This is a genomic window from Borborobacter xinjiangensis (assembly GCF_047739745.1).
GTDB lineage: Bacteria > Pseudomonadota > Alphaproteobacteria > Rhizobiales > Rhizobiaceae > Pseudaminobacter.
Genome location: NZ_JBLLVA010000001.1, coordinates 225,714 through 242,955, shown reverse-complemented (window position 1 = coordinate 242,955; position 17,242 = coordinate 225,714). Strand labels below are relative to the sequence as shown.

The window sequence follows — 17,242 nt, the reverse complement described above, 5'->3', positions numbered from 1 at the left end:
GGCTGGGAAGTCGTCTGGCTGCTAACCCGCCAGACCCTCGCTGCAATGAAACACAAGTTCTATTTTATAGTCAACGCGGAATATTTATTCCGCCATCAATGGCCTGCATCGGGACTTCCGCGGCGCTCGGCAATGCTGACCGAAAGCGCCATGCACAAGGCTATCGTCGCCGAAAGAGACCGGAAATCCGCATAATCCGATTCCGCGACTTCCAGCCATTCGGCGGCGCACTCGGCCAACGGGGAAAACGCCGTATCGGTGATCGACACCACCGGAATGCCGCGCTTGCCAAGTTCCCGGGCCTGCTCGACGGTTGCCGGCGCATAGGGCGAAAATGAAATGCTGATCGCCGCATCGCGCGGTGTCGCCATGGCAAGCACTTCCGCATCCAGACCGGCGCCAGAGCCCGTCAGCACGTAGCGCACCCGCATCTTGCCGAACGCATAGGCAAGATAGGCCGCCAGCGGATAGGAACGCCGCCGCGCAATCAGGTAGATCGTCTCGGCATTGGCAAGCAGCGTCGTTGCCCTCTCGAACCTGGCGGGATCGATGGTCTTGGATAGTTTCTCCAACGAGCGGGTCGCCGCCGACAGAAAACCGTTGAGGATGGCGATGTCCTCCTTGCCGTGCGAGGTCTCCGCTCGAATAGTCGCCAGCCGCTCGTCGTAATTGCTGGTGCGCTCCTTCAGCCGGTTGCGAAACACACTCTGCAGGTCGCTGAAACCGTCGAAGCCGAGATTCTGGGCGAAACGGACCAGCGTCGAGGGTTGCACCTGTGCCGACTGGGCGATGCTCGCGGCGGTCCCGAAGGCAATCTCGTCGGGATTGTCGAGCGCATAGATCGCCACTTGCGCCAGGCGCTTCGGCAGGTCCTTGCGCCGCGCCAGGATGAGGGTTTTCAGCGCATCGAAATCGCGCGGCGTTTCTTGCGGCCGGCCTTCCACGATCGAATCCATTCGCCCCTTTCCCATTGCAAAGGCGTTGCAGCGCTTGCCCTGCCCGGCGCCAAAAATCAACGCTTGACGCATTGTGTCAGAAATGGAATGAATATTCCAGTGACGATTTTAATGGTTCAACCGTTCCGTTTTCGTCGCATTGCGGTTCGGGCGCGGAGGAGCCGACCCGCCCGCAAATTCATCCATCGGGAGGATTTGTCATGAAATCGATGTTCAAGGCGTTTGCGGCCGCAACGATACTTGCAGGCACCGTGTTCGCCGCTCAGGCGCAGTCCACCAGCATCATCGTCGTCAGCCATGGACAGGCTTCGGATCCGTTCTGGTCGGTGGTCAAGAACGGCGTCACTCAGGCAGCCACCGATATGGGTGTAACGGTCGACTATCGCGCACCCGAGACCTTCGACATGGTGGCGATGGCGCAGCTCATCGATGCCGCCGTAAATCAGAATCCGGCCGGCCTGATCGTCTCGATCCCCGATGCCGACGCACTCGGGCCCTCCATCGAGAAAGCGGTTGCCGCCGGCATTCCGGTCATCTCCATGAACTCCGGCTCCGATGTATCGAAGAAACTCGGCGCCTTGCTCCATGTCGGCCAGGAGGAATATGACGCCGGCAAGGCCGCTGGCGAAAAACTTGCCGAAATGGGCGGCAAGAAGGGCGTATGCGTCAACCATGAAGTCGGCAACGTTTCGCTCGACCAGCGCTGCAAGGGCTTCGCCGATGGATTCGGCAATCCGGTCGACGTGGTGCCGACTTCGAACGATCCGGCCGATGTTCTTGCCAAGGTCAAGGCCAAGCTCAGCTCAGACACCGCCGTCGATACGATCCTGGCCCTCAACGCTTCGCTTGGCGGTGAACCGTCCGTGCAGGCGGTGAGCGAGTCAGGCGGCGAAGGCAAGGTCAATGTCGCCACCTTCGACATGTCGGCCGGCTTTCTGCAGGCGGTCGCTGACGGCAAGGCTGCCTTCGCGATCGATCAGCAGCAATATCTGCAAGGCTACCTGCCGGTCGTGTTCCTGGCGCTCAACGCCAAATATGGCCTTATGCCAGGCGGCAACGTGCCTTCCGGCCCCAATCTCGTAACCAAGGAAAAGGCCGCGCAAGTGGTCGACCTGGCGGCAAAAGGCATTCGCTGACGCCCCAGGCGGAGCGGTCGCGCTCGCTACGCGGCCGCTGAACTCTTGGGAGACGCGGCCCTGCCAGGCAGAGCCGCGACAGTTCGGTTCGCACTGGGAGGGAACCATGGCCGACATCAATCCGGTAGTTCAGGCAGCCCGCGACGAACGTCTCAAGGAAGCCGGGCTGCTCACCAAGCTGATGCGCCGTCCCGAACTCGGCGCATTCATGGGCGTGGTCATCGTGACGGTATTCTTCGTCGCCGTCGCCAACCCTGTCATGTTCGAACTCGCCGGCATCATGAATTTCATGGCGCCCGCAGCCCAGCTCGGCATTCTCGCAATCGGCGCAGCACTGTTGATGGTTGGTGGCGAGTTCGACCTGTCGGTCGGCTCGATGGTCGCTTTCACCGGACTGATCTTCGCCGCCTGTGTCGTCACGCTTGGCATTTCGCTGCCCTTGGCCATCCTGCTGACGCTGGCCTTTGCCGCGGCCATGGGCTTCGCCAACGGCCAGATCGTCATCCATACCGGCCTGCCGAGCTTCATCGTCACGCTGGCTTTTCTCTTCATCCTGCGCGGCCTGTCGCTGGTCGGGCTGAAATGGGCGACTGGGGGTGCCACACAGTTGCGCGGCGTTCGCGAGGCTGCGACCGATTCCCCGCTGGAAAGCTTTTTCTATGAGATTTTCGCCGGCGATGCCTTCGAGGGACTGTTCACCTGGCTCGCCGCAAACGACTGGATCGCCAAATTTCCGAACGGGCAGCCCAAGGTCACCGGCGTTCCGATCGAAATCCTCTGGTTCGTCGCGGTCTCCGGCCTCGCCGCCTTCCTGCTGACGCGCACCCGCTACGGCAACTGGATTTTCGCTTCCGGCGGCGATGCGAATGCGGCGCGAAATTCCGGCGTGCCGGTGCGCAGGGTCAAAACCTCGCTGTTCATGCTTACCGCGGTTTGCGCAGCAATCGTCGCCGTGCTCACGGTGCTCGACTCCGGCTCCACCGATGCACGCCGCGGCTTCCAGAAGGAATTCGAGGCGATCATCGCGGCGGTCATCGGCGGGTGCCTGCTCACCGGCGGCTATGGCTCGGCAATCGGAGCCGCACTCGGCGCCGTGATTTTCGGCATGGTGCTGATCGGCCTCACCTACACCACCATCGATCAGGACTGGTATCTGGTCTTCCTCGGCGCCATGCTGCTGATGGCGGTGTTCTTCAACAACATCATCCGCAAGCGCGTGACGGGAGAACGGTGATGACCGCTCCGATCGTGGAAATGCGCGATATCGAAAAGCATTTCGGCTCCGTCATCGCGCTGAATGGCGTTTCGGTCACCGTCAACGCAGGCGAAGTACACTGCCTGCTCGGCGACAACGGCGCCGGCAAATCGACCTTCATCAAGACCATGGCCGGCGTGCACCAGCCGACCAAAGGGCAGATGTATGTCGATGGCCAACCGGTCACCTTCACAAGCCCGCGTCAAGCACTCGATGCCGGGATCGCCACCGTCTACCAGGATCTGGCGATGATCCCGCTGATGTCGATCACCCGCAACTTCTTCATGGGGCGCGAGCCGGTGAGAGGCATCTGGCCCTTCCGCAACATCGACTTCGAGTTCTGCGACAGGGTCACACGTGAGGAAATGAAGCGGATCGGCATCGACGTGCGCGATCCGGGCCAGGCGGTCGGCACGCTTTCGGGCGGCGAGCGTCAATGCGTGGCCATCAGCCGCGCCGTCTATTTCGGCGCCAAGGTGCTTATCCTCGACGAACCCACCTCGGCGCTCGGCGTCCGGCAGACCTCCATGGTGCTGAAATATATCGACATGGTACGCAAGAAGGGGCTCGGCGTGGTGTTCATTACCCACAATGTCCGCCATGCCATGGCGGTCGGCGACCGCTTTACCGTGCTCAATCGCGGCAAGACGCTGGGCACCGCCGTCCGTGGCGAGATCACCGCCGATCAGTTGCAGAACATGATGGCCGGCGGCAAGGAACTGGCCGAACTGTCGAGCGCCCTTGGCGGAACGGTCTGAGATCAGATGGAAAGCATCGGCGTCGGATTGATCGGCACGGGCTTCATGGGCAAATGCCACGCATTGGCCTGGAATGCGGTCAGGCCGATTTTCGGCGACGTTCCGGAAATCCGCCTGGTGCATCTTGGCGAGGCAAATGCCGAACTGGCGAAGCGCAAGGCACGCGAACTCGGTTTCGAAAAGGCGTCAGATGACTGGCGCGCGGTTATCGCAGACCCCGAGGTCGATGTGGTTTCGCTGACCACGCCGAACCAGCTCCATCCGCAAATGGCGATTGCCGCGCTGGAAGCCGGCAAGCATCTGTGGTGCGAAAAGCCAATGGCGCCTGCCTTTGAAGAAGCCGAAGCGATGGCCGCAGCCGCGCGCAACTCCGGCAAGATCGCGGTGCTCGGCTACAACTATATCCAGAGCCCTGCCATTCGCCACATTCGCAGCCTGCTTGCCGAAGAAACCATCGGTAGGATCAATCATCTGCGCATCGAGATGGACGAAGACTTCATGGCCGATCCCGACGCGCCGTTCTTCTGGAAGCACGCCGCGACGTCCGGCTATGGCGCGCTCGACGATTTTGCCGTTCATCCACTCTCCCTGATCCATGTCCTGTTCGGCCAGGTCGCAAAGGTCATGTGCGACATGTCGAAACCCTATGCGGATAGACGCGTCGACGGCCGTAACCGACGTGAGGTCGAGACTTACGACATCGCCAGCGCGCTGATGCACCTGGAAAATGGCGTGTCCGGCACGCTTCAGGTCAATCGCTCGGCCTGGGGCCGCAAGGGCCGCATCGCGCTACAGATCTTCGGCGCAAAGGGATCAATCCTGTTCGACCAGGAGCGCTTCAACGAATTTCAGCTCTATCTCTCCTCAGGCCGGCCGGCCGAGCAGGGCTATCGAACCATTCTTGCCGGACCGGCGCACGCGCCCTACGGAAATTTCGTACCGGCGCCCGGCCATGGCCTTGGCTTCAATGATTTGAAGACGATCGAATGCCACGAACTCCTCGCCCGGATCGCGAGCAAGCCCGCCAATCTTATCGGATTTGACGAAGGGCTCGAAATCGAACGCACCGTGCATTCCATGGCACGGTCATTTGCCGAGCAGCGCTGGATCGACGTGCGATAGGCTTAAGTGCGTGGTTGCGCACCCGGCGCTCAATCCAACCGGATCGCCCTGCCCTCCTTCACCGAACGCAGCGCGGCATCCGCCAGCTTCAGCGCCATCAATCCGTCGCGGCCACTTGGCCGAGCCTCGCCTCCCTTCGTCACCGTTTCGATGAAGGCCGCGATTTCGTTGGCATAAGCCTGCGTATAGCGCGTCATGAAAAAATCGTGCAGCGGCGGGCGGGTGTAGCCTTCGGCATTGGCCAATTCGATGGAAACCGGCCGCTGGTTTTCCGCCGACACCATGCCGGTCGAACCATGCACCTCGATGCGCTGGTCGTAGCCATAGGTGGCGCGGCGCGAATTGGAGATCAGGCATTGCTTGCCGGACGCTGTTTCCAGGATGATGCTGGCGCTGTCGAAATCGCCAAGTTCACCGATTTTCTTGTCGACCAGCACCGAGGCATGCGCGCTGACTGCGACCGGTTCCTCGCCAAGCAGGAACCGCGCCATGTCGAAATCGTGGATTGTCATGTCACGAAAGATACCGCCTGAACGGACGATGTAGTCGTGCGGCGGCGGTCCGGGATCGCGGGAAGTGATCGTCACCATCTCGACATCGCCGATTGCGCCATCCTCGATGGCTTTGCGCACGGCGGCGAAATGCGGATCGAAACGGCGGTTGAAACCGACCATCAAAGTGGCCTGCGTCCGCTCGACTACGTCCAGGCATTTTTCGACGCGCATCACGTCGAGATCGATCGGCTTTTCGCAGAAGATCGGCTTTCCGGCACGCGCAAACCGTTCGATCAGATCGGCATGAGTGTCAGTCGGGGTGCAGACGATGACTGCATCGATGTCGGCCGATTTCTCGATCTCTTCGATGGAGCGCACCGCCGCGCCATAGGTGCCGGCAAGTTCACTCGCTGCCTTCTCGAATGCATCCGCGACGGCGACGAGCTTCGCCTGCGAGTTGGAGGCCACAGCCGTGGCGTGAACCTTGCCGATGCGCCCTGCACCAAGCAGGCCAAAACGTATTGTCATGATGGAATTTCCAGCAAATCCGCACGTGTCAGATTGGACCAATTCTGCTGAAAATGCAATGATTTACGGCCGAAACGGGCGGAGAAAGACGGAAGCCTGACAGCCCGACCTCAGCTAAATCAGGCCGCGTCGATCTCTGCCTGAAGCGCCGAAATATGTTGCTCGGCCACCGCATTGGCGGCGCGTTCTATGGCCCGAAAACGGCTGACCACGGCAAGCCCGACCGGCGTCAACTGGGCCCCGCCTCCACGTTTCCCGCCGGTCTGGGCCGACACGACCGGCTTTCCGAACAGCTCGTTCATCTCTTCGACCAGATCCCAGGCATGTTTGTAGGACATTTTCATGCCGCGCGCGGCAGCCGAGATCGATCCGAAAGCCGCGATCTGCTCGAGAAGCTCGATCTTGCCGGGCCCGATACGACCGTCGGGATCCAGGTTTATCCGCAGGCTGAGAGATGGCATGGTCACATTCCTCCCCGCTGGCACCAGCCAGTTCAGGTTCATGCTTCCGGTTCTATCAGACTCGCGTCCCTTCTGTCGTTATATCGAAAATGACATAACCAAAGGCGCGCGCTAGCTGCGCGGCAGCGACCCTCGCATCATGCTGGGACCATCGAAACTTACCGTCTTGATCACCGCAAAGACCTCCTGCCCGGCATGCAGGCCAAGCGCCTCGACCGATTGCCGGGTTATGCGCGCCACGACCGCCTGGCCATTGCAATCGATGCGAACATCAGCCAGCCAGCTTGCATCCGGGGTAATGTCGATGATGGTGCCTGGCAGTATGTTGAGCGCGCTGAGGCCCTTGGGCCGCTCGGTCGCAACCATCACGTCACGCGCCCTGATCCGCACCCTGACCGTCGCGCCGATCGCTCCTTCCACCGCCGCCATGCGGATTTCGCCCGCGGCGGAGTGCAACACCGTCATGCCGAAAGCGTCGTCCTGGTGCGCGATGCTCATGTCGATCACCGCGCCGCCTTCGCGCTTTTCCTCTTCCGGCAGGAGGTCGAGCCGCTGCATGATTTCGGACGTTGCACCCGAAGCGATCACCTTGCCACCGGAAAGCACGACGATATCCGTCGCCAGCCGCGCGACCTCACCAATGGAATGGCTGACATAGACGATCGGAATGCCGATCTCGTCGCGCAGTCGCTCGATATAGGGCAGGATCTCGGCCTTGCGGGCTGCATCGAGCGCGGCGAGCGGTTCGTCCATCAGCAGAAGCTTCGGGCTTGCCAGCAACGCCCTGCCGATCGCCACGCGTTGCTTTTCGCCGCCGGAAAGCCGGTCGGGGCGGCGGTCGAGCAGATGTTCGATGCCCAGCAGCTCAACCAGATACTTCATGTCGTTGTAGCGTTCGGCGGGCGGCGTGAACCAGCGGCCGTAGCGCAAATTCTGGCTGACGGTCATGTGCGGAAACAGCCGCGCATCCTGAAATACATAGCCGATCCGGCGCTTGTGCTTGGGCAGGAACTTGCGAATTTCGCTGTCAGCCAGCACCCGGCCATCGACCACGATCCGGCCGCGGTCTGGGCGCGTCAGTCCGCCGATGAGATTGATAATCGACGTCTTGCCTGAGCCGGAGGGACCGAACAATGCGGTCAGCCGGCCGCTCGTTTCAAAGGCGGCGTCAAGGACGAACCCGCCGAGCCGGTGACGTACGGCAACCGACAGCATCATTCGACGTCCATCCGCCGGCCGACGCGACGCGCAAGCACCTCCGACGCCACCAGCGCGATCATGGCGATGACGACCGACACGAAGGTCAGGCGAAGCGCGCCAATGTCTCCTCCCGGGATCTGGGTGAAGGTGTAGATCGCCGATGGCAAGGTCTGCGTCTCGCCGGGAATATTGGAAACGAAGGTGATCGTTGCGCCAAATTCGCCCATGGCCTTGGCGAAGGAGAGGATCATACCGGCAATGATGCCGGGCAGGATCAGCGGCAATGTTATGGTGGCGAACACCCACACCGGATTGGCGCCGAGCGTGCCGGCGGCCGCCTCAAGCTTCCGGTCGACGGCCTCGGTCGACAGCCGGATTGCCCGCACCATCAGCGGAAAGCCCATGATGCCGCAGGCGAGCGCCGCGCCGGTCCAGCGAAACGCGAACACGATGCCGAAGTGCTCTTCGAGAAAAGCGCCCACCGGCCCCCGCCGTCCAAAGCTCAGCAGCAAAAGATAGCCGGTCACCACCGGCGGCAGGATCAGCGGCAGATGAACGATGCCGTTGAGGACCGACTTGCCCCAGAATGTGCCGCGCGCCAAAGCCAGGCCGATCAGGATTCCGAACGGCAGGCTCACCACCATTGCCCATGTGGCGACCTTTATGGAGAGGCGGACCGCATTCCATTCGTCGGGACTGAGGTCCAGCCATTCCATGCGTCAGCTTCAACCTTCAATTCGGTTCGGACGCGAGGAAGGTGAAGCCCTGCGCCTCGAACAATTCCTTGGCCTTGGCCGACTGAAGATATGAAACGAAACCCGCCGCGTCGGCGCTATCCGTATCGGCCGTCACGCCAACGGGATATACGATCGCCGGATGCGTGTCTTCCGGAAAGGCGGCGATTACCTTCACCTTCGGTTCGGCTGCGGCATCGGTCTGATAGACGATGCCGAGCGGTGCTTCACCGGTCGCAACGAGCGCAAGTGCAGCGCGGACATTTTCAGCCTGCGCCACCTTGTCTTCGACAGACGTCCACACGCCGAGCTTCTCGAGCGCCGCCTTGCCGTATTTGCCGGCCGGCACGGCAGCGACATTCGCCATGGCGAGCCGTCCGTCGCCCAGCAGGCCGGCAAGATCGAAATTTGGCCCGATTGTGGTTTCAACCGAGGCATCCGCTGGCGCGACCAGCACGATGCGATTGCCGAGCAGATCGAACTCGGTGCCTTCCTTGATCAGCTGCTTTTCCGACAGATATTTCATCCAGTCGAGATCGGCCGAGATAAACACATCCGCCGGCGCGCCTCCCTCGATCTGCTTGGCAAGCGCTGAGCTCGCCGCATATGAGATCGTCGCATGCTTGCCGGAATCGGCCTGCCAGGCCGCACTGACCTCGTCGAGGGCGTTTTTGAGGCTCGCTGCCGCAAATACGGTGATGTCGTCCTGCGCCTGAGCTGGCGCGCCGCCAAACATGATCGCAAGGCCGCAAATGGCGCCGGCAAATCCTGAAATGAAGCGCCTGCGTGTCAACATGAAATCTCCTCTCGTCGGATAAAGGCTGCGCATTCTAACTTCGACTCGATATATTCAAACGGATATAACAGTGAAGCGAGGAAGTAAATCTCTGCGATGCGTTTTCGCGCACGGCACTCAGCATCACGCAGCGGATTTGCGCGGTGAACTTCAAAGCGTGAATTGGTGTTGGATGCCCGCCTGAGCGGAACAATCCTAGACTGCGATCGGGGCGCTGATCGAGGGGTCCGCCTCATAGCCTTCGAGCCGGAAGTCCTCGAAGCGGAATGCGAAAAGATCCCGCACCTCAGGATTGATGTGCATTCGCGGCAAGGGCTTGGGCGCACGCCGCAATTGTTCGCGGGCCTGCTCGAAATGGTTCGCGTAAAGATGCGCATCACCCAGCGTATGAATGAACGCGCCGGGCTTCAGCCCCGTCACCTGCGCCACCATCAGCGTCAGCAGCGCATAGGAAGCGATATTGAAGGGAACGCCGAGAAAAATATCGGCCGATCGCTGATAGAGCTGGCAGGACAGTTTGCCGTCCGACACGTAGAACTGGAACAGGCAGTGGCATGGCGGCAGCGCCATCTGATCGACTTCGGCCGGATTCCAGGCCGAGACGATCAGCCGCCGCGAATGGGGATTGTTGCGGATATCCCGCAAAAGATTGACGATCTGGTCGACCTCGCCGCCGTCCGGCGTCGGCCATGACCGCCACTGCTTGCCATAGACGGGGCCAAGATCTCCGTTTTCGTCCGCCCACTCGTCCCAGATGGTCACGCCGTTGGCGTTCAGATAACCGACATTGGTATCGCCAGCCAGAAACCACAGCAACTCATGGATGATCGACTTCAGATGCAGCTTCTTCGTCGTGGTGACCGGGAAGCCTTCGCCCAGATCGAACCGCATTTGATAGCCAAAGATCGAACGTGTTCCCGTCCCGGTGCGGTCGCTGCGGTCCACGCCGGTTTCGAGAACACATTTCAGAAGGTCGAGATACTGGCGCATCGGTTCCGCATCGATTCGGGAGCTTCCCGATCATAGCGGAAGCTCCCGCATGCGCCATGCATATCCCGATGGCCGCTCGATTGGCGGGACGCCTTTAGAGGGCGCCGAGCTTGCCGAGTTCCTTGGCGGCCAGATAGTAGAACGTCACGCGGCTCTTGGTATTGTCGGCCGACATCGCCTGACAGACCTTCTCGATTGCCGCGTCAGCCTTCGCAGCGTCGGCGACACCGAGTTTCTTGGCGATCCAGTTCGCCTTGACGCGATCGAGCTCTTTTTCATCGCTACACGATACCAGCGAGGAGTCGCGGTTGCGCAACGCAATGCCCAGGTGCTTCACTATTTTGTTGACGACATCCGCGTCGGCTGCAGCATCATACTTTTTAACGTCCGCCAGATAATCGGCCATGAAAAATTCCCCTCGTAGAAAAGACCTCACAGATGGGAGATCGCGGACTCACAACCTCTGCGTTCCCCGCCTAATCTCACAAGTTGAAACCTTCCGTGCAACACGCAGCCCTGTCAAGCATTTTGAAGGAATGGAATTGCGACCTTGCACCCTTCCAATTTCTGTCAGCCCTCCCTATATTCAGCGGGTCAGCTTGACTGACTATGGCGATAAATGGGCGATGCAATAAGCCGTTCGGACCCGGGGGCGGTACCCGGCGCCTCCACCAGAAACCGCTTCGAGGAGCGGCTCCTGCTGGGGGCGAAACAGGATCGACGAAGGTGTAAAGATCGTACTTTTGCCCGGCATTGTACCACCGTTATCGGACTAAACTAGTAGTTGCAAACGACAACTATGCGGAAGCACGTCTCGCCGCTTAATGCGGTGCGATAGCTTCAAATCAAGCCCTAGAGGTTCGCACTTCTAGGCGGGGTTCGGAGGTACCTGGCAACAGAAACCTCCACTTCTCCCTCCTTCTCCTTACCTCTGCCGGCACTCGCAGGCGCTCTTCATGCGCCCGCAGAGACGCGCCGGAATTTCCGCAATACAATTCAGGAGCGACCGACATGTCGGCTACATCCGACCGCTTTTTCGTGCTGACCGGAGGGCCGGGATCAGGCAAGACCACGCTGATCGAGGCGCTCGGCGCAGCAGGCTTTCCCACATCGGTCGAAGCCGGACGAGCGATCATCCGCGATCAATCGGCGATTGGCGGCCCCGCCTTGCCTTGGAGCGATCCGGCCGCTTTCGCCGAACTGATGCTGTCGTGGGAAATGCGCTCCTATGCCATTGCCTCGGCTGCAAGCAGCCCGGTGTTCTTCGACCGCGGCGTGCCCGATGTTGTCGGCTATCTGCGGCTGACCGGCCTGCCGGTACCTGCCCACATCGAAAAGGCGGCGGAGGTTTTCCGCTACAATCGCAAAGCCTTCATTCTGCCGCCCTGGGCTGAAATCTTCAGTCAGGACACCGAGCGCAGGCAGTCCTTCGCAGAGGCGCGGCGCACCTTCGATGCAATGGCCGAAACTTACGCGCGCTTCGGCTACGAGTTGATCTCCGTTCCAACGGGACCGATCGCTGAACGCATGGAATTTATATGTAAGCAGACAGGCTTCGGTACGGGGCTCCCAAAAGACACCGAGAGCGCTAAATGCGGTTTACGACGGCCTCAAGCTTGATTACAGCTAGGAGGTCGATTCACCGAAACACGCTTGCAGTATGGCCGAAGACCACATCCGCTATGACATTCTCGCCCAGGAGGCACTGCGCGGCGTTATGCGCAAGGTTCTGGCCGAGGTCGCGCGCACAGGTCTTCCCGGAAGCCATCATTTTTTCATCACCTTCCTGACCGGAGCGCCCGGCGTTCGCATCTCAAGCCGCCTGCGCGAGCGTTATCCTGAACAGATGACGATTGTCGTGCAGTTCCAATATTGGGATCTCAAGGTGAGCGAGACCGGGTTCGAGATAGGTCTGTCGTTTTCCGACGTGCCGGAAAAGCTTGAAATTCCGTTCTCCGCGGTGCGCGGTTTTTACGATCCTTCCGTGAATTTCGAGCTCGAGTTCGACGTAAAGACAGACGAAGCCCCCGATACCGGCTCGGAAGCACCGAGGGCCGCGTTGGCCCCAGCACCCGTGCAGGCAGAACCGCGCGCCGAAGAAAAGGGTGAGCCGAAGAAGAAATCGAAGGCGCCCGCCGAGAGCAGCGACTCCGAGGAAACCCCCAACAAAGGCGCCGAGGTCGTCTCGCTGGATGCCTTCCGCAAGAAATAGCGACATCATTGCGGTAGCATGATCTGTCGCGTTGAGATCTAGCTCAACGCGCCGGAAAATCACCCTTTCGAGCACTTGGAAGCGTCGAGAGACGCCATTTTCGCATATCGCCGTCGTGTGAATTCAATATGTTCCGAGTCAACCAATGCCGGACGTGATCAATCTTCGCCAAGCGCGCAAGCGCAGAGAACGCACTGAAAAGGAGCGTACCGCCGAGCAGAACAGGCTCCTGCACGGCCGCACGAAAACTGAAAAGGCAAAGGATCGACAAACGGCGGAGCGCTCCGCGCGTTTCATCGACGGTCATAAGCGCGAGTATCCCGACGAACAAACCGAGCCGAACGGCGACGGTAAGAAGTGAGCGTCGTGCAGAAGCACTCGGTCACCATTCGTGGCCACCGCACCAGCTATTCGCTCGAAAAGCCATTCTTCGATGAACTGGCGACAATTGCAGCCAGGCGCAATCTTAGCCTGGCTGGTCTCATCGCCGAGATCGATGCCGATCGTCCGCGCGAGACAAATCTTTCTTCGGCGCTGCGGCTTTTTGTGCTGGAAGAGGCGAAGCGATCGAGAGTCGGTTAAGCCTACCCTCCGTCCTCCAGCGATCGCAAAAAACCGTCGATCGACAGCGGATCGATCCCCTGCCTGGTCTCGGGTGATGCGGTCGGCCCCACCGGCCGTTCGGGCAGCGTATTTTCGACTTTCGGAGCTGGCGTTGACTTGTCTTCGGCTTCTCTACGCGCCTTTTCCGCTTCGGCCGCACGCGCCGCCTCTTGTGCGGCGCGGCGCGCCTTGTTCTCTGCTTCGATCCTTGCCGCTGCTTCCGCTCTTGCCCTGGCTTCGGCTTCCGCCTCGGCCCTGGCTTGCGCTTCGGCTTTTGCCTTGGCTTCGGCTTCCGCGTCGGCTCGCGCTTTTGCTTCCGCCTCAGCCCTGGCCCTCGCTTCGGCCTCCGCCTTCAATCGCGCCTCTTCCGCTCGTCGAAGACGAAGCGCCTCGGCAGCGCGGTCCCGTTCCTCCTGCAACGCAGCGTAATAGCGCGCCTCACGCCGCAATCTTTGCTTTTCCAGCACAGCGGCCTGCATGGCCTCGACGCGCGCCTGTTCACGTTCCAACGCGCGCTGCGTCAGGAATTGCGCCAGTGGCTGGCTGTCCATCTTCCGCGCAGTGCGCGACGGCGGACCGGAAAGGCTGAACCGCAGACTGGGTTCGGAGCCGACCAAGGCTTCGTCGCCCGGCTCGTAGGTGATGGAACCTTCCGCCGCGACCGTGCCAGCGTTGAGGTCGGCACGAAAATCCGTCGAGATTTTCGCCGATGGAATCTCGAAGCTTATCGGCGGCGCGCGCACGATGCCGCCTGCAACCGTGAAGGCCACCTCGGCATTTCCCGCCGGAAAGGCGCCTGCTGCGGCAATTTCCGGCGCAAACGATGCGGTCTTTTCGGCATTGATATCGCGCCCCAAGGCGTCCGCCTTCGCGATAATCGCTCCGAATGCCTCCGGGTTCACCCCCGGAATCACGAGGTTCCTGAGCGCCACTGTGCCCGAGCCCGAGAGCGCAGCGACCAGGCCACCAATCGACTTGCCGCTGGCTGTCAAGGCGGTGGAAAAATCGCCGCTGCCGGTAAGGCCCGTTCCCGCAACCGCCCCGGCAATATCGGCATGGTCGATTTTCATCTGGGCGGAAAACAAGCCTGTTCCGCCATCATTCTTCAGTTCGAACAGGCCGGAGAGTTCACCTCCGTAGAGGCGGGCTCTGACGTCGGAAAGACGCAAACCCTCAGCCCCGAGGCCAAGCGTGAGCGTCGCGTCATAGGTGGTGGCGATCGCTCCGACCGAGACCGTTCCAGCCGAAACTTCGACATCGGCGCTGACCGGAACCGACGCTTTCTGCTGGAAAGGAACCGATGGCCAGCGTCCGTTCGCCGGCGCAATCGCCTTCTCACCCAGCACCATGGCGAGTGCCGGCGAAAGCTCGATCTCATCCAGCACCAACCTGCCTGACAGATGCGGCACGCCCTCCTTCATTTCAGCGTCTATGTCGCCGGCGACCGCGCCTTCGTTGATTGTGCCTTTGAGATTGGTAAGCGCCAGACGACCGGCTGCAAAATCGGCGTTGGCGGCAAGCGCCACCGGCGTTCCCATGCCCATTCCCGGCAAGCCGACGCCGAGCGTCATCAGCCAGGGCTCGATATCGGCAGCGTCCACGCTGACCGTTCCTTTGGCTGCAGGCCCCTGCTCCGTAACCTTGCCGGTGCCGCTGAATTTGATGTCGAAATCCTGTCCTGCCAGGCTGAACGCCGTCTCCAGACCGCTCGCGAACGTGCCCTTCGCCGATGCGGCAAGTTCGCCCGAACCTGTCACGCCGAGCGGCAAGGCTGGCAGACCGGCCAACGCCATCAAAGCGGTTGCATCATCGTTGCGCGCAAAAAACGACAGCGATAGCGGCATCTCAAGCGGCGCGTCGGTCCTGCCATCGCCTGTCAGCACCGCGGAGATCTCCGAACCTCCGGCACTGCCCTTGACGCTTAGCGCCAGGGCCGAAGGCTTGGCGTCATCGGCGGCGGCATTGGCGACGACGTCGATCCGCGCATCCTCCAGCAGGCCCGGATAGGCGACCGCCCGCGCATTCAATTCCCTGAGCAGCACATTGTCGGAAAAGCGTTCAGCGGCCAACCCGACCAAGGGGGCAAGATCGACCGCCACGATCGAGGCGTCGAGATTTCCGGTTGGGTTTTTCGGAAAATCCTTCACAGTGCCAGTGGCGCTCAGCGACGCGCCGGCCAGCCCACCGATCGACAACCGGTCGATTTCGAGCAAACCATTGCGCAATCTGAGCGCCGTATCGACGGTATCGGCGGTCAATCCGCCAGCCGTGACAGGCCCGGCCTTGATACGGAAATCCAGGTCACGATCAGCGAAACGGTTCGTTCCCTTGTCGCTGACGAAAAGAGAAGCGAAGGCCGCCAGCCCGTCCACGTCCAGCGCCTCGCCATCGAGCTTCAGGAACATCGAAGGCCGGACATCCGTGGGCTGCCGGCTATCGATCTCGCCCGTGAACTTCGCCGTGCCGAGCACGAGTTCCAGGTCGCGAAATGTCTGGCGGCTTTCGGTCATGTCGACGCTGGCCTTGAAGCCGGCTGCCGGCAGACGCCTGATTGCTTCGTCCACGTCCGTCGATACCCATGCCGCAAAGCCGGACGGCTGGCCAACCGCCAAAAGCAGCGAGCCGGTAAAGCCGAACGCCTGATCGGTCCGCAGGAAGCCGTCCGCCTCCAGCGTCGTGCGGCCTGGCAGCGTGGCTGCGAGCGATTCTATGGCCCAGCCGCTGTCGGCCGGCTCCGCCAAAAGCCGCACGTTGCGTACCGTCGTATCGCCGGCAACGACAGCCGGCAGATTGACTTCGACTTTGCCGGGAATGGTCGGCTTGGGCAAATCGGCAAGCGCCTTTTCCAAGGCCGATATCCGGTCAGCCAGCGTCAGCCCGGCGCCGGTTTCGCTGCCGGCGATCGCCTCGTCGAAACGCACCTGGGCACCTTTCGCCTCGATCGAAAAGCGAGGCTCGCCACCGAACTCCACGAAGGCTGTGCCATCGGCCGTGTAAGGATTGTCGAGCGGCCCGGTCTCGAAGCGGAAGTCGCTGATGTCGAGCTTCTTGTGGTCGAAGACAAATTCGCCATTGAGCCGATAGCCGGGCTCGGCTTTCAACGCCTGTGCCTCGACCATTTCACCGTCGCCACCGCGCAGCTTTTCCTGCTCACCCTCCTCTCCGGTAATCTTGAACTGACCGGAATAAAGCGCGGCACCCTTTTCCAAACGCGCATTGCCGTCCGCCTCGATTGTCGCCGGATAGAGTTCGGGATCGACCCTGAGCCTCAGCCGCATCTGGCCGGTCTCGTCGACGGAGCCGGTGGAAACGGCAAGTGCGGTTTTCATGCCGTCAAAGCGCAGCATCCCATTTGCGCGCCATGGTCCGGCGAGCGACTTTGCCGATATTTCGGTGTCGATCTCCGACAAAAGATGCTCGCGCCCGCCCGCCGCATGGCGGATCGTGATCTGCCCTTCGCTCACCGTAAGTTTTTCGAGCGCAATCCGTTTTGGATCGAACGGCGCCGAGGGCCTGATGGCCCAGTCCACCGTTCCGTCCGCCGCCACGTCGATCGTTGCTCTCGGCCGCACCAGCCGCATGTCGAAGATCAGGAATTCGCCGCGCAGAAACGGCGCGAGTTCCGCATCCATCGAGAATTCTTCGACCGTCATCGCCGGCTCGCGATCACCCGCGCCGCCGACCGAAACGTCGGAAAACGTCACCGAAGGAAACGGCAGCAGACGCGCCGTCGCGGTTCCCTCGACCTTCACCTTGCGCCCCAGAATTGCGCTTGCCTCGCGCTCGAAATCCGAACGGTAGGACGTCCAGTCAATAAAATACGGGCCCACCAGCGCCGCCGTCAGCGCCAGCACGATCAATCCGCCGATGAACACAAACAGTCGCGCCAGCATCACACTCCGGCAGGCCGCCCCAAATGAGTCGTCACTCTACCCGCATCAGCATGACGATAAAGAGGCATGTTGGCCGGGCGCTCAAAAGACACCCGGCCAGACAC

At 61.1% G+C, this 17,242-nt stretch carries 17 protein-coding genes and 1 other RNA gene; 9 read left to right on the top strand and 9 right to left on the bottom strand.

The annotated features are described in order from the left end of the window. Positions 1-95 precede the first annotated feature (95 nt). The gene (locus ACLKMW_RS01140) at positions 96-956 is read right to left on the bottom strand and encodes a MurR/RpiR family transcriptional regulator (RefSeq protein ID WP_415722532.1); all 861 of its coding nucleotides are present in this window, start codon (positions 954-956) and stop codon (positions 96-98) included. A 200-nt stretch (positions 957-1,156) separates the two neighbouring features. Between ACLKMW_RS01140 and ACLKMW_RS01135 the strand changes: the two genes are divergently transcribed. The 4 genes from ACLKMW_RS01135 (at position 1,157) to ACLKMW_RS01120 (ending at position 5,227) form a co-directional block, all read left to right on the top strand. Then, positions 1,157-2,092 carry a sugar ABC transporter substrate-binding protein gene (locus tag ACLKMW_RS01135; protein ID WP_415722531.1) on the top strand — a complete coding sequence of 312 codons (936 nt, stop codon included), beginning with the start codon at positions 1,157-1,159 and terminating at the stop codon, positions 2,090-2,092. 106 nt (positions 2,093-2,198) lie between these two features. Beyond that, a complete protein-coding gene (locus tag ACLKMW_RS01130; RefSeq protein WP_415722530.1) occupies positions 2,199-3,326 on the top strand; it encodes an ABC transporter permease in 1,128 nt (375 codons plus the stop codon). Next, complete coding sequence (locus tag ACLKMW_RS01125) at positions 3,326-4,105, top strand: ATP-binding cassette domain-containing protein (protein ID WP_415722529.1); 780 nt, start codon at positions 3,326-3,328, stop codon at positions 4,103-4,105. The genes ACLKMW_RS01130 and ACLKMW_RS01125 overlap by 1 nt, the downstream gene beginning before the upstream one ends. Before the next feature lie 6 nt (positions 4,106-4,111). Continuing rightward, a complete protein-coding gene (locus ACLKMW_RS01120; protein ID WP_415722528.1) occupies positions 4,112-5,227 on the top strand; it encodes a Gfo/Idh/MocA family protein in 1,116 nt (371 codons plus the stop codon). Between the two features lie 29 nt (positions 5,228-5,256). Here the strand turns inward: ACLKMW_RS01120 and iolG are convergent, their stop codons facing one another. From iolG to ACLKMW_RS01085, 7 genes are all read right to left on the bottom strand, one after another. Then, on the bottom strand, positions 5,257-6,249 hold the full coding sequence (gene iolG, locus ACLKMW_RS01115; protein ID WP_415722527.1) for an inositol 2-dehydrogenase: 993 nt from the start codon (positions 6,247-6,249) through the stop codon (positions 5,257-5,259). A 119-nt stretch (positions 6,250-6,368) separates the two neighbouring features. Next, complete coding sequence (locus ACLKMW_RS01110; RefSeq protein WP_415722526.1) at positions 6,369-6,710, bottom strand: winged helix-turn-helix domain-containing protein; 342 nt, start codon at positions 6,708-6,710, stop codon at positions 6,369-6,371. A gap of 111 nt (positions 6,711-6,821) precedes the next feature. Further along, positions 6,822-7,928, bottom strand: coding sequence for a molybdenum ABC transporter ATP-binding protein (gene modC, locus ACLKMW_RS01105; protein ID WP_415722525.1), 1,107 nt, complete (start codon positions 7,926-7,928; stop codon positions 6,822-6,824). Then, positions 7,925-8,626: a molybdate ABC transporter permease subunit gene (gene modB, locus ACLKMW_RS01100; protein ID WP_415722524.1), complete on the bottom strand. Its 702-nt coding sequence runs from the start codon at positions 8,624-8,626 to the stop codon at positions 7,925-7,927. Before modB ends, modC begins: the two co-directional genes overlap by 4 nt. Before the next feature lie 16 nt (positions 8,627-8,642). Then, positions 8,643-9,440: a molybdate ABC transporter substrate-binding protein gene (gene modA / locus ACLKMW_RS01095; RefSeq protein ID WP_415722523.1), complete on the bottom strand. Its 798-nt coding sequence runs from the start codon at positions 9,438-9,440 to the stop codon at positions 8,643-8,645. Between the two features lie 195 nt (positions 9,441-9,635). Next, a complete protein-coding gene (locus ACLKMW_RS01090) occupies positions 9,636-10,430 on the bottom strand; it encodes a thymidylate synthase (RefSeq protein WP_415722522.1) in 795 nt (264 codons plus the stop codon). A gap of 94 nt (positions 10,431-10,524) precedes the next feature. Further along, the gene (locus tag ACLKMW_RS01085) at positions 10,525-10,836 is read right to left on the bottom strand and encodes a DUF2853 family protein (protein WP_415722521.1); all 312 of its coding nucleotides are present in this window, start codon (positions 10,834-10,836) and stop codon (positions 10,525-10,527) included. Positions 10,837-10,984: 148 nt separating this feature from the next. On the opposite strand from ACLKMW_RS01085, the gene ssrA reads away from it, so the two are divergent. The 5 genes from ssrA (at position 10,985) to ACLKMW_RS01060 (ending at position 13,224) form a co-directional block, all read left to right on the top strand. Continuing rightward, positions 10,985-11,340, top strand: a transfer-messenger RNA (tmRNA) gene (ssrA, locus tag ACLKMW_RS01080). Positions 11,341-11,441: 101 nt separating this feature from the next. Next, entirely contained in the window at positions 11,442-12,050 is a 609-nt protein-coding gene (locus ACLKMW_RS01075) for an AAA family ATPase (RefSeq protein WP_415722520.1), read from the top strand. Positions 12,051-12,090: 40 nt separating this feature from the next. Beyond that, entirely contained in the window at positions 12,091-12,642 is a 552-nt protein-coding gene (locus ACLKMW_RS01070; protein ID WP_415722519.1) for an SspB family protein, read from the top strand. Between the two features lie 145 nt (positions 12,643-12,787). Then, positions 12,788-13,003, top strand: coding sequence for a DUF4169 family protein (locus ACLKMW_RS01065; protein WP_415722518.1), 216 nt, complete (start codon positions 12,788-12,790; stop codon positions 13,001-13,003). After that, a complete protein-coding gene (locus ACLKMW_RS01060; protein WP_415722517.1) occupies positions 13,000-13,224 on the top strand; it encodes a ribbon-helix-helix domain-containing protein in 225 nt (74 codons plus the stop codon). Before ACLKMW_RS01065 ends, ACLKMW_RS01060 begins: the two co-directional genes overlap by 4 nt. A gap of 2 nt (positions 13,225-13,226) precedes the next feature. On the opposite strand, the gene ACLKMW_RS01055 is transcribed toward ACLKMW_RS01060, so the two are convergent. Next, positions 13,227-17,138 carry an AsmA family protein gene (locus ACLKMW_RS01055; RefSeq protein WP_415722516.1) on the bottom strand — a complete coding sequence of 1,304 codons (3,912 nt, stop codon included), beginning with the start codon at positions 17,136-17,138 and terminating at the stop codon, positions 13,227-13,229. Positions 17,139-17,242 lie beyond the last annotated feature (104 nt).

What these genes read in the sequence shown, in the direction of transcription:
- ACLKMW_RS01120 (WP_415722528.1), top strand. Translation starts at nt 4,112, where the DNA reads ATGGAAAGCATCGGCGTCGGATTGATCGGCACGGGCTTCATGGGCAAA.
- ACLKMW_RS01135 (WP_415722531.1), top strand. Translation starts at nt 1,157, where the DNA reads ATGAAATCGATGTTCAAGGCGTTTGCGGCCGCAACGATACTTGCAGGC.
- ACLKMW_RS01065 (WP_415722518.1), top strand. Translation starts at nt 12,788, where the DNA reads ATGCCGGACGTGATCAATCTTCGCCAAGCGCGCAAGCGCAGAGAACGC.
- modA (WP_415722523.1), bottom strand. Translation starts at nt 9,440, where the DNA reads ATGTTGACACGCAGGCGCTTCATTTCAGGATTTGCCGGCGCCATTTGC.
- ACLKMW_RS01140 (WP_415722532.1), bottom strand. Translation starts at nt 956, where the DNA reads ATGGATTCGATCGTGGAAGGCCGGCCGCAAGAAACGCCGCGCGATTTC.
- ACLKMW_RS01110 (WP_415722526.1), bottom strand. Translation starts at nt 6,710, where the DNA reads ATGCCATCTCTCAGCCTGCGGATAAACCTGGATCCCGACGGTCGTATC.
- ACLKMW_RS01085 (WP_415722521.1), bottom strand. Translation starts at nt 10,836, where the DNA reads ATGGCCGATTATCTGGCGGACGTTAAAAAGTATGATGCTGCAGCCGAC.
- ACLKMW_RS01130 (WP_415722530.1), top strand. Translation starts at nt 2,199, where the DNA reads ATGGCCGACATCAATCCGGTAGTTCAGGCAGCCCGCGACGAACGTCTC.
- modC (WP_415722525.1), bottom strand. Translation starts at nt 7,928, where the DNA reads ATGATGCTGTCGGTTGCCGTACGTCACCGGCTCGGCGGGTTCGTCCTT.
- ACLKMW_RS01070 (WP_415722519.1), top strand. Translation starts at nt 12,091, where the DNA reads ATGGCCGAAGACCACATCCGCTATGACATTCTCGCCCAGGAGGCACTG.
- ACLKMW_RS01090 (WP_415722522.1), bottom strand. Translation starts at nt 10,430, where the DNA reads ATGCGCCAGTATCTCGACCTTCTGAAATGTGTTCTCGAAACCGGCGTG.
- ACLKMW_RS01125 (WP_415722529.1), top strand. Translation starts at nt 3,326, where the DNA reads ATGACCGCTCCGATCGTGGAAATGCGCGATATCGAAAAGCATTTCGGC.
- iolG (WP_415722527.1), bottom strand. Translation starts at nt 6,249, where the DNA reads ATGACAATACGTTTTGGCCTGCTTGGTGCAGGGCGCATCGGCAAGGTT.
- modB (WP_415722524.1), bottom strand. Translation starts at nt 8,626, where the DNA reads ATGGAATGGCTGGACCTCAGTCCCGACGAATGGAATGCGGTCCGCCTC.
- ACLKMW_RS01055 (WP_415722516.1), bottom strand. Translation starts at nt 17,138, where the DNA reads ATGCTGGCGCGACTGTTTGTGTTCATCGGCGGATTGATCGTGCTGGCG.
- ACLKMW_RS01075 (WP_415722520.1), top strand. Translation starts at nt 11,442, where the DNA reads ATGTCGGCTACATCCGACCGCTTTTTCGTGCTGACCGGAGGGCCGGGA.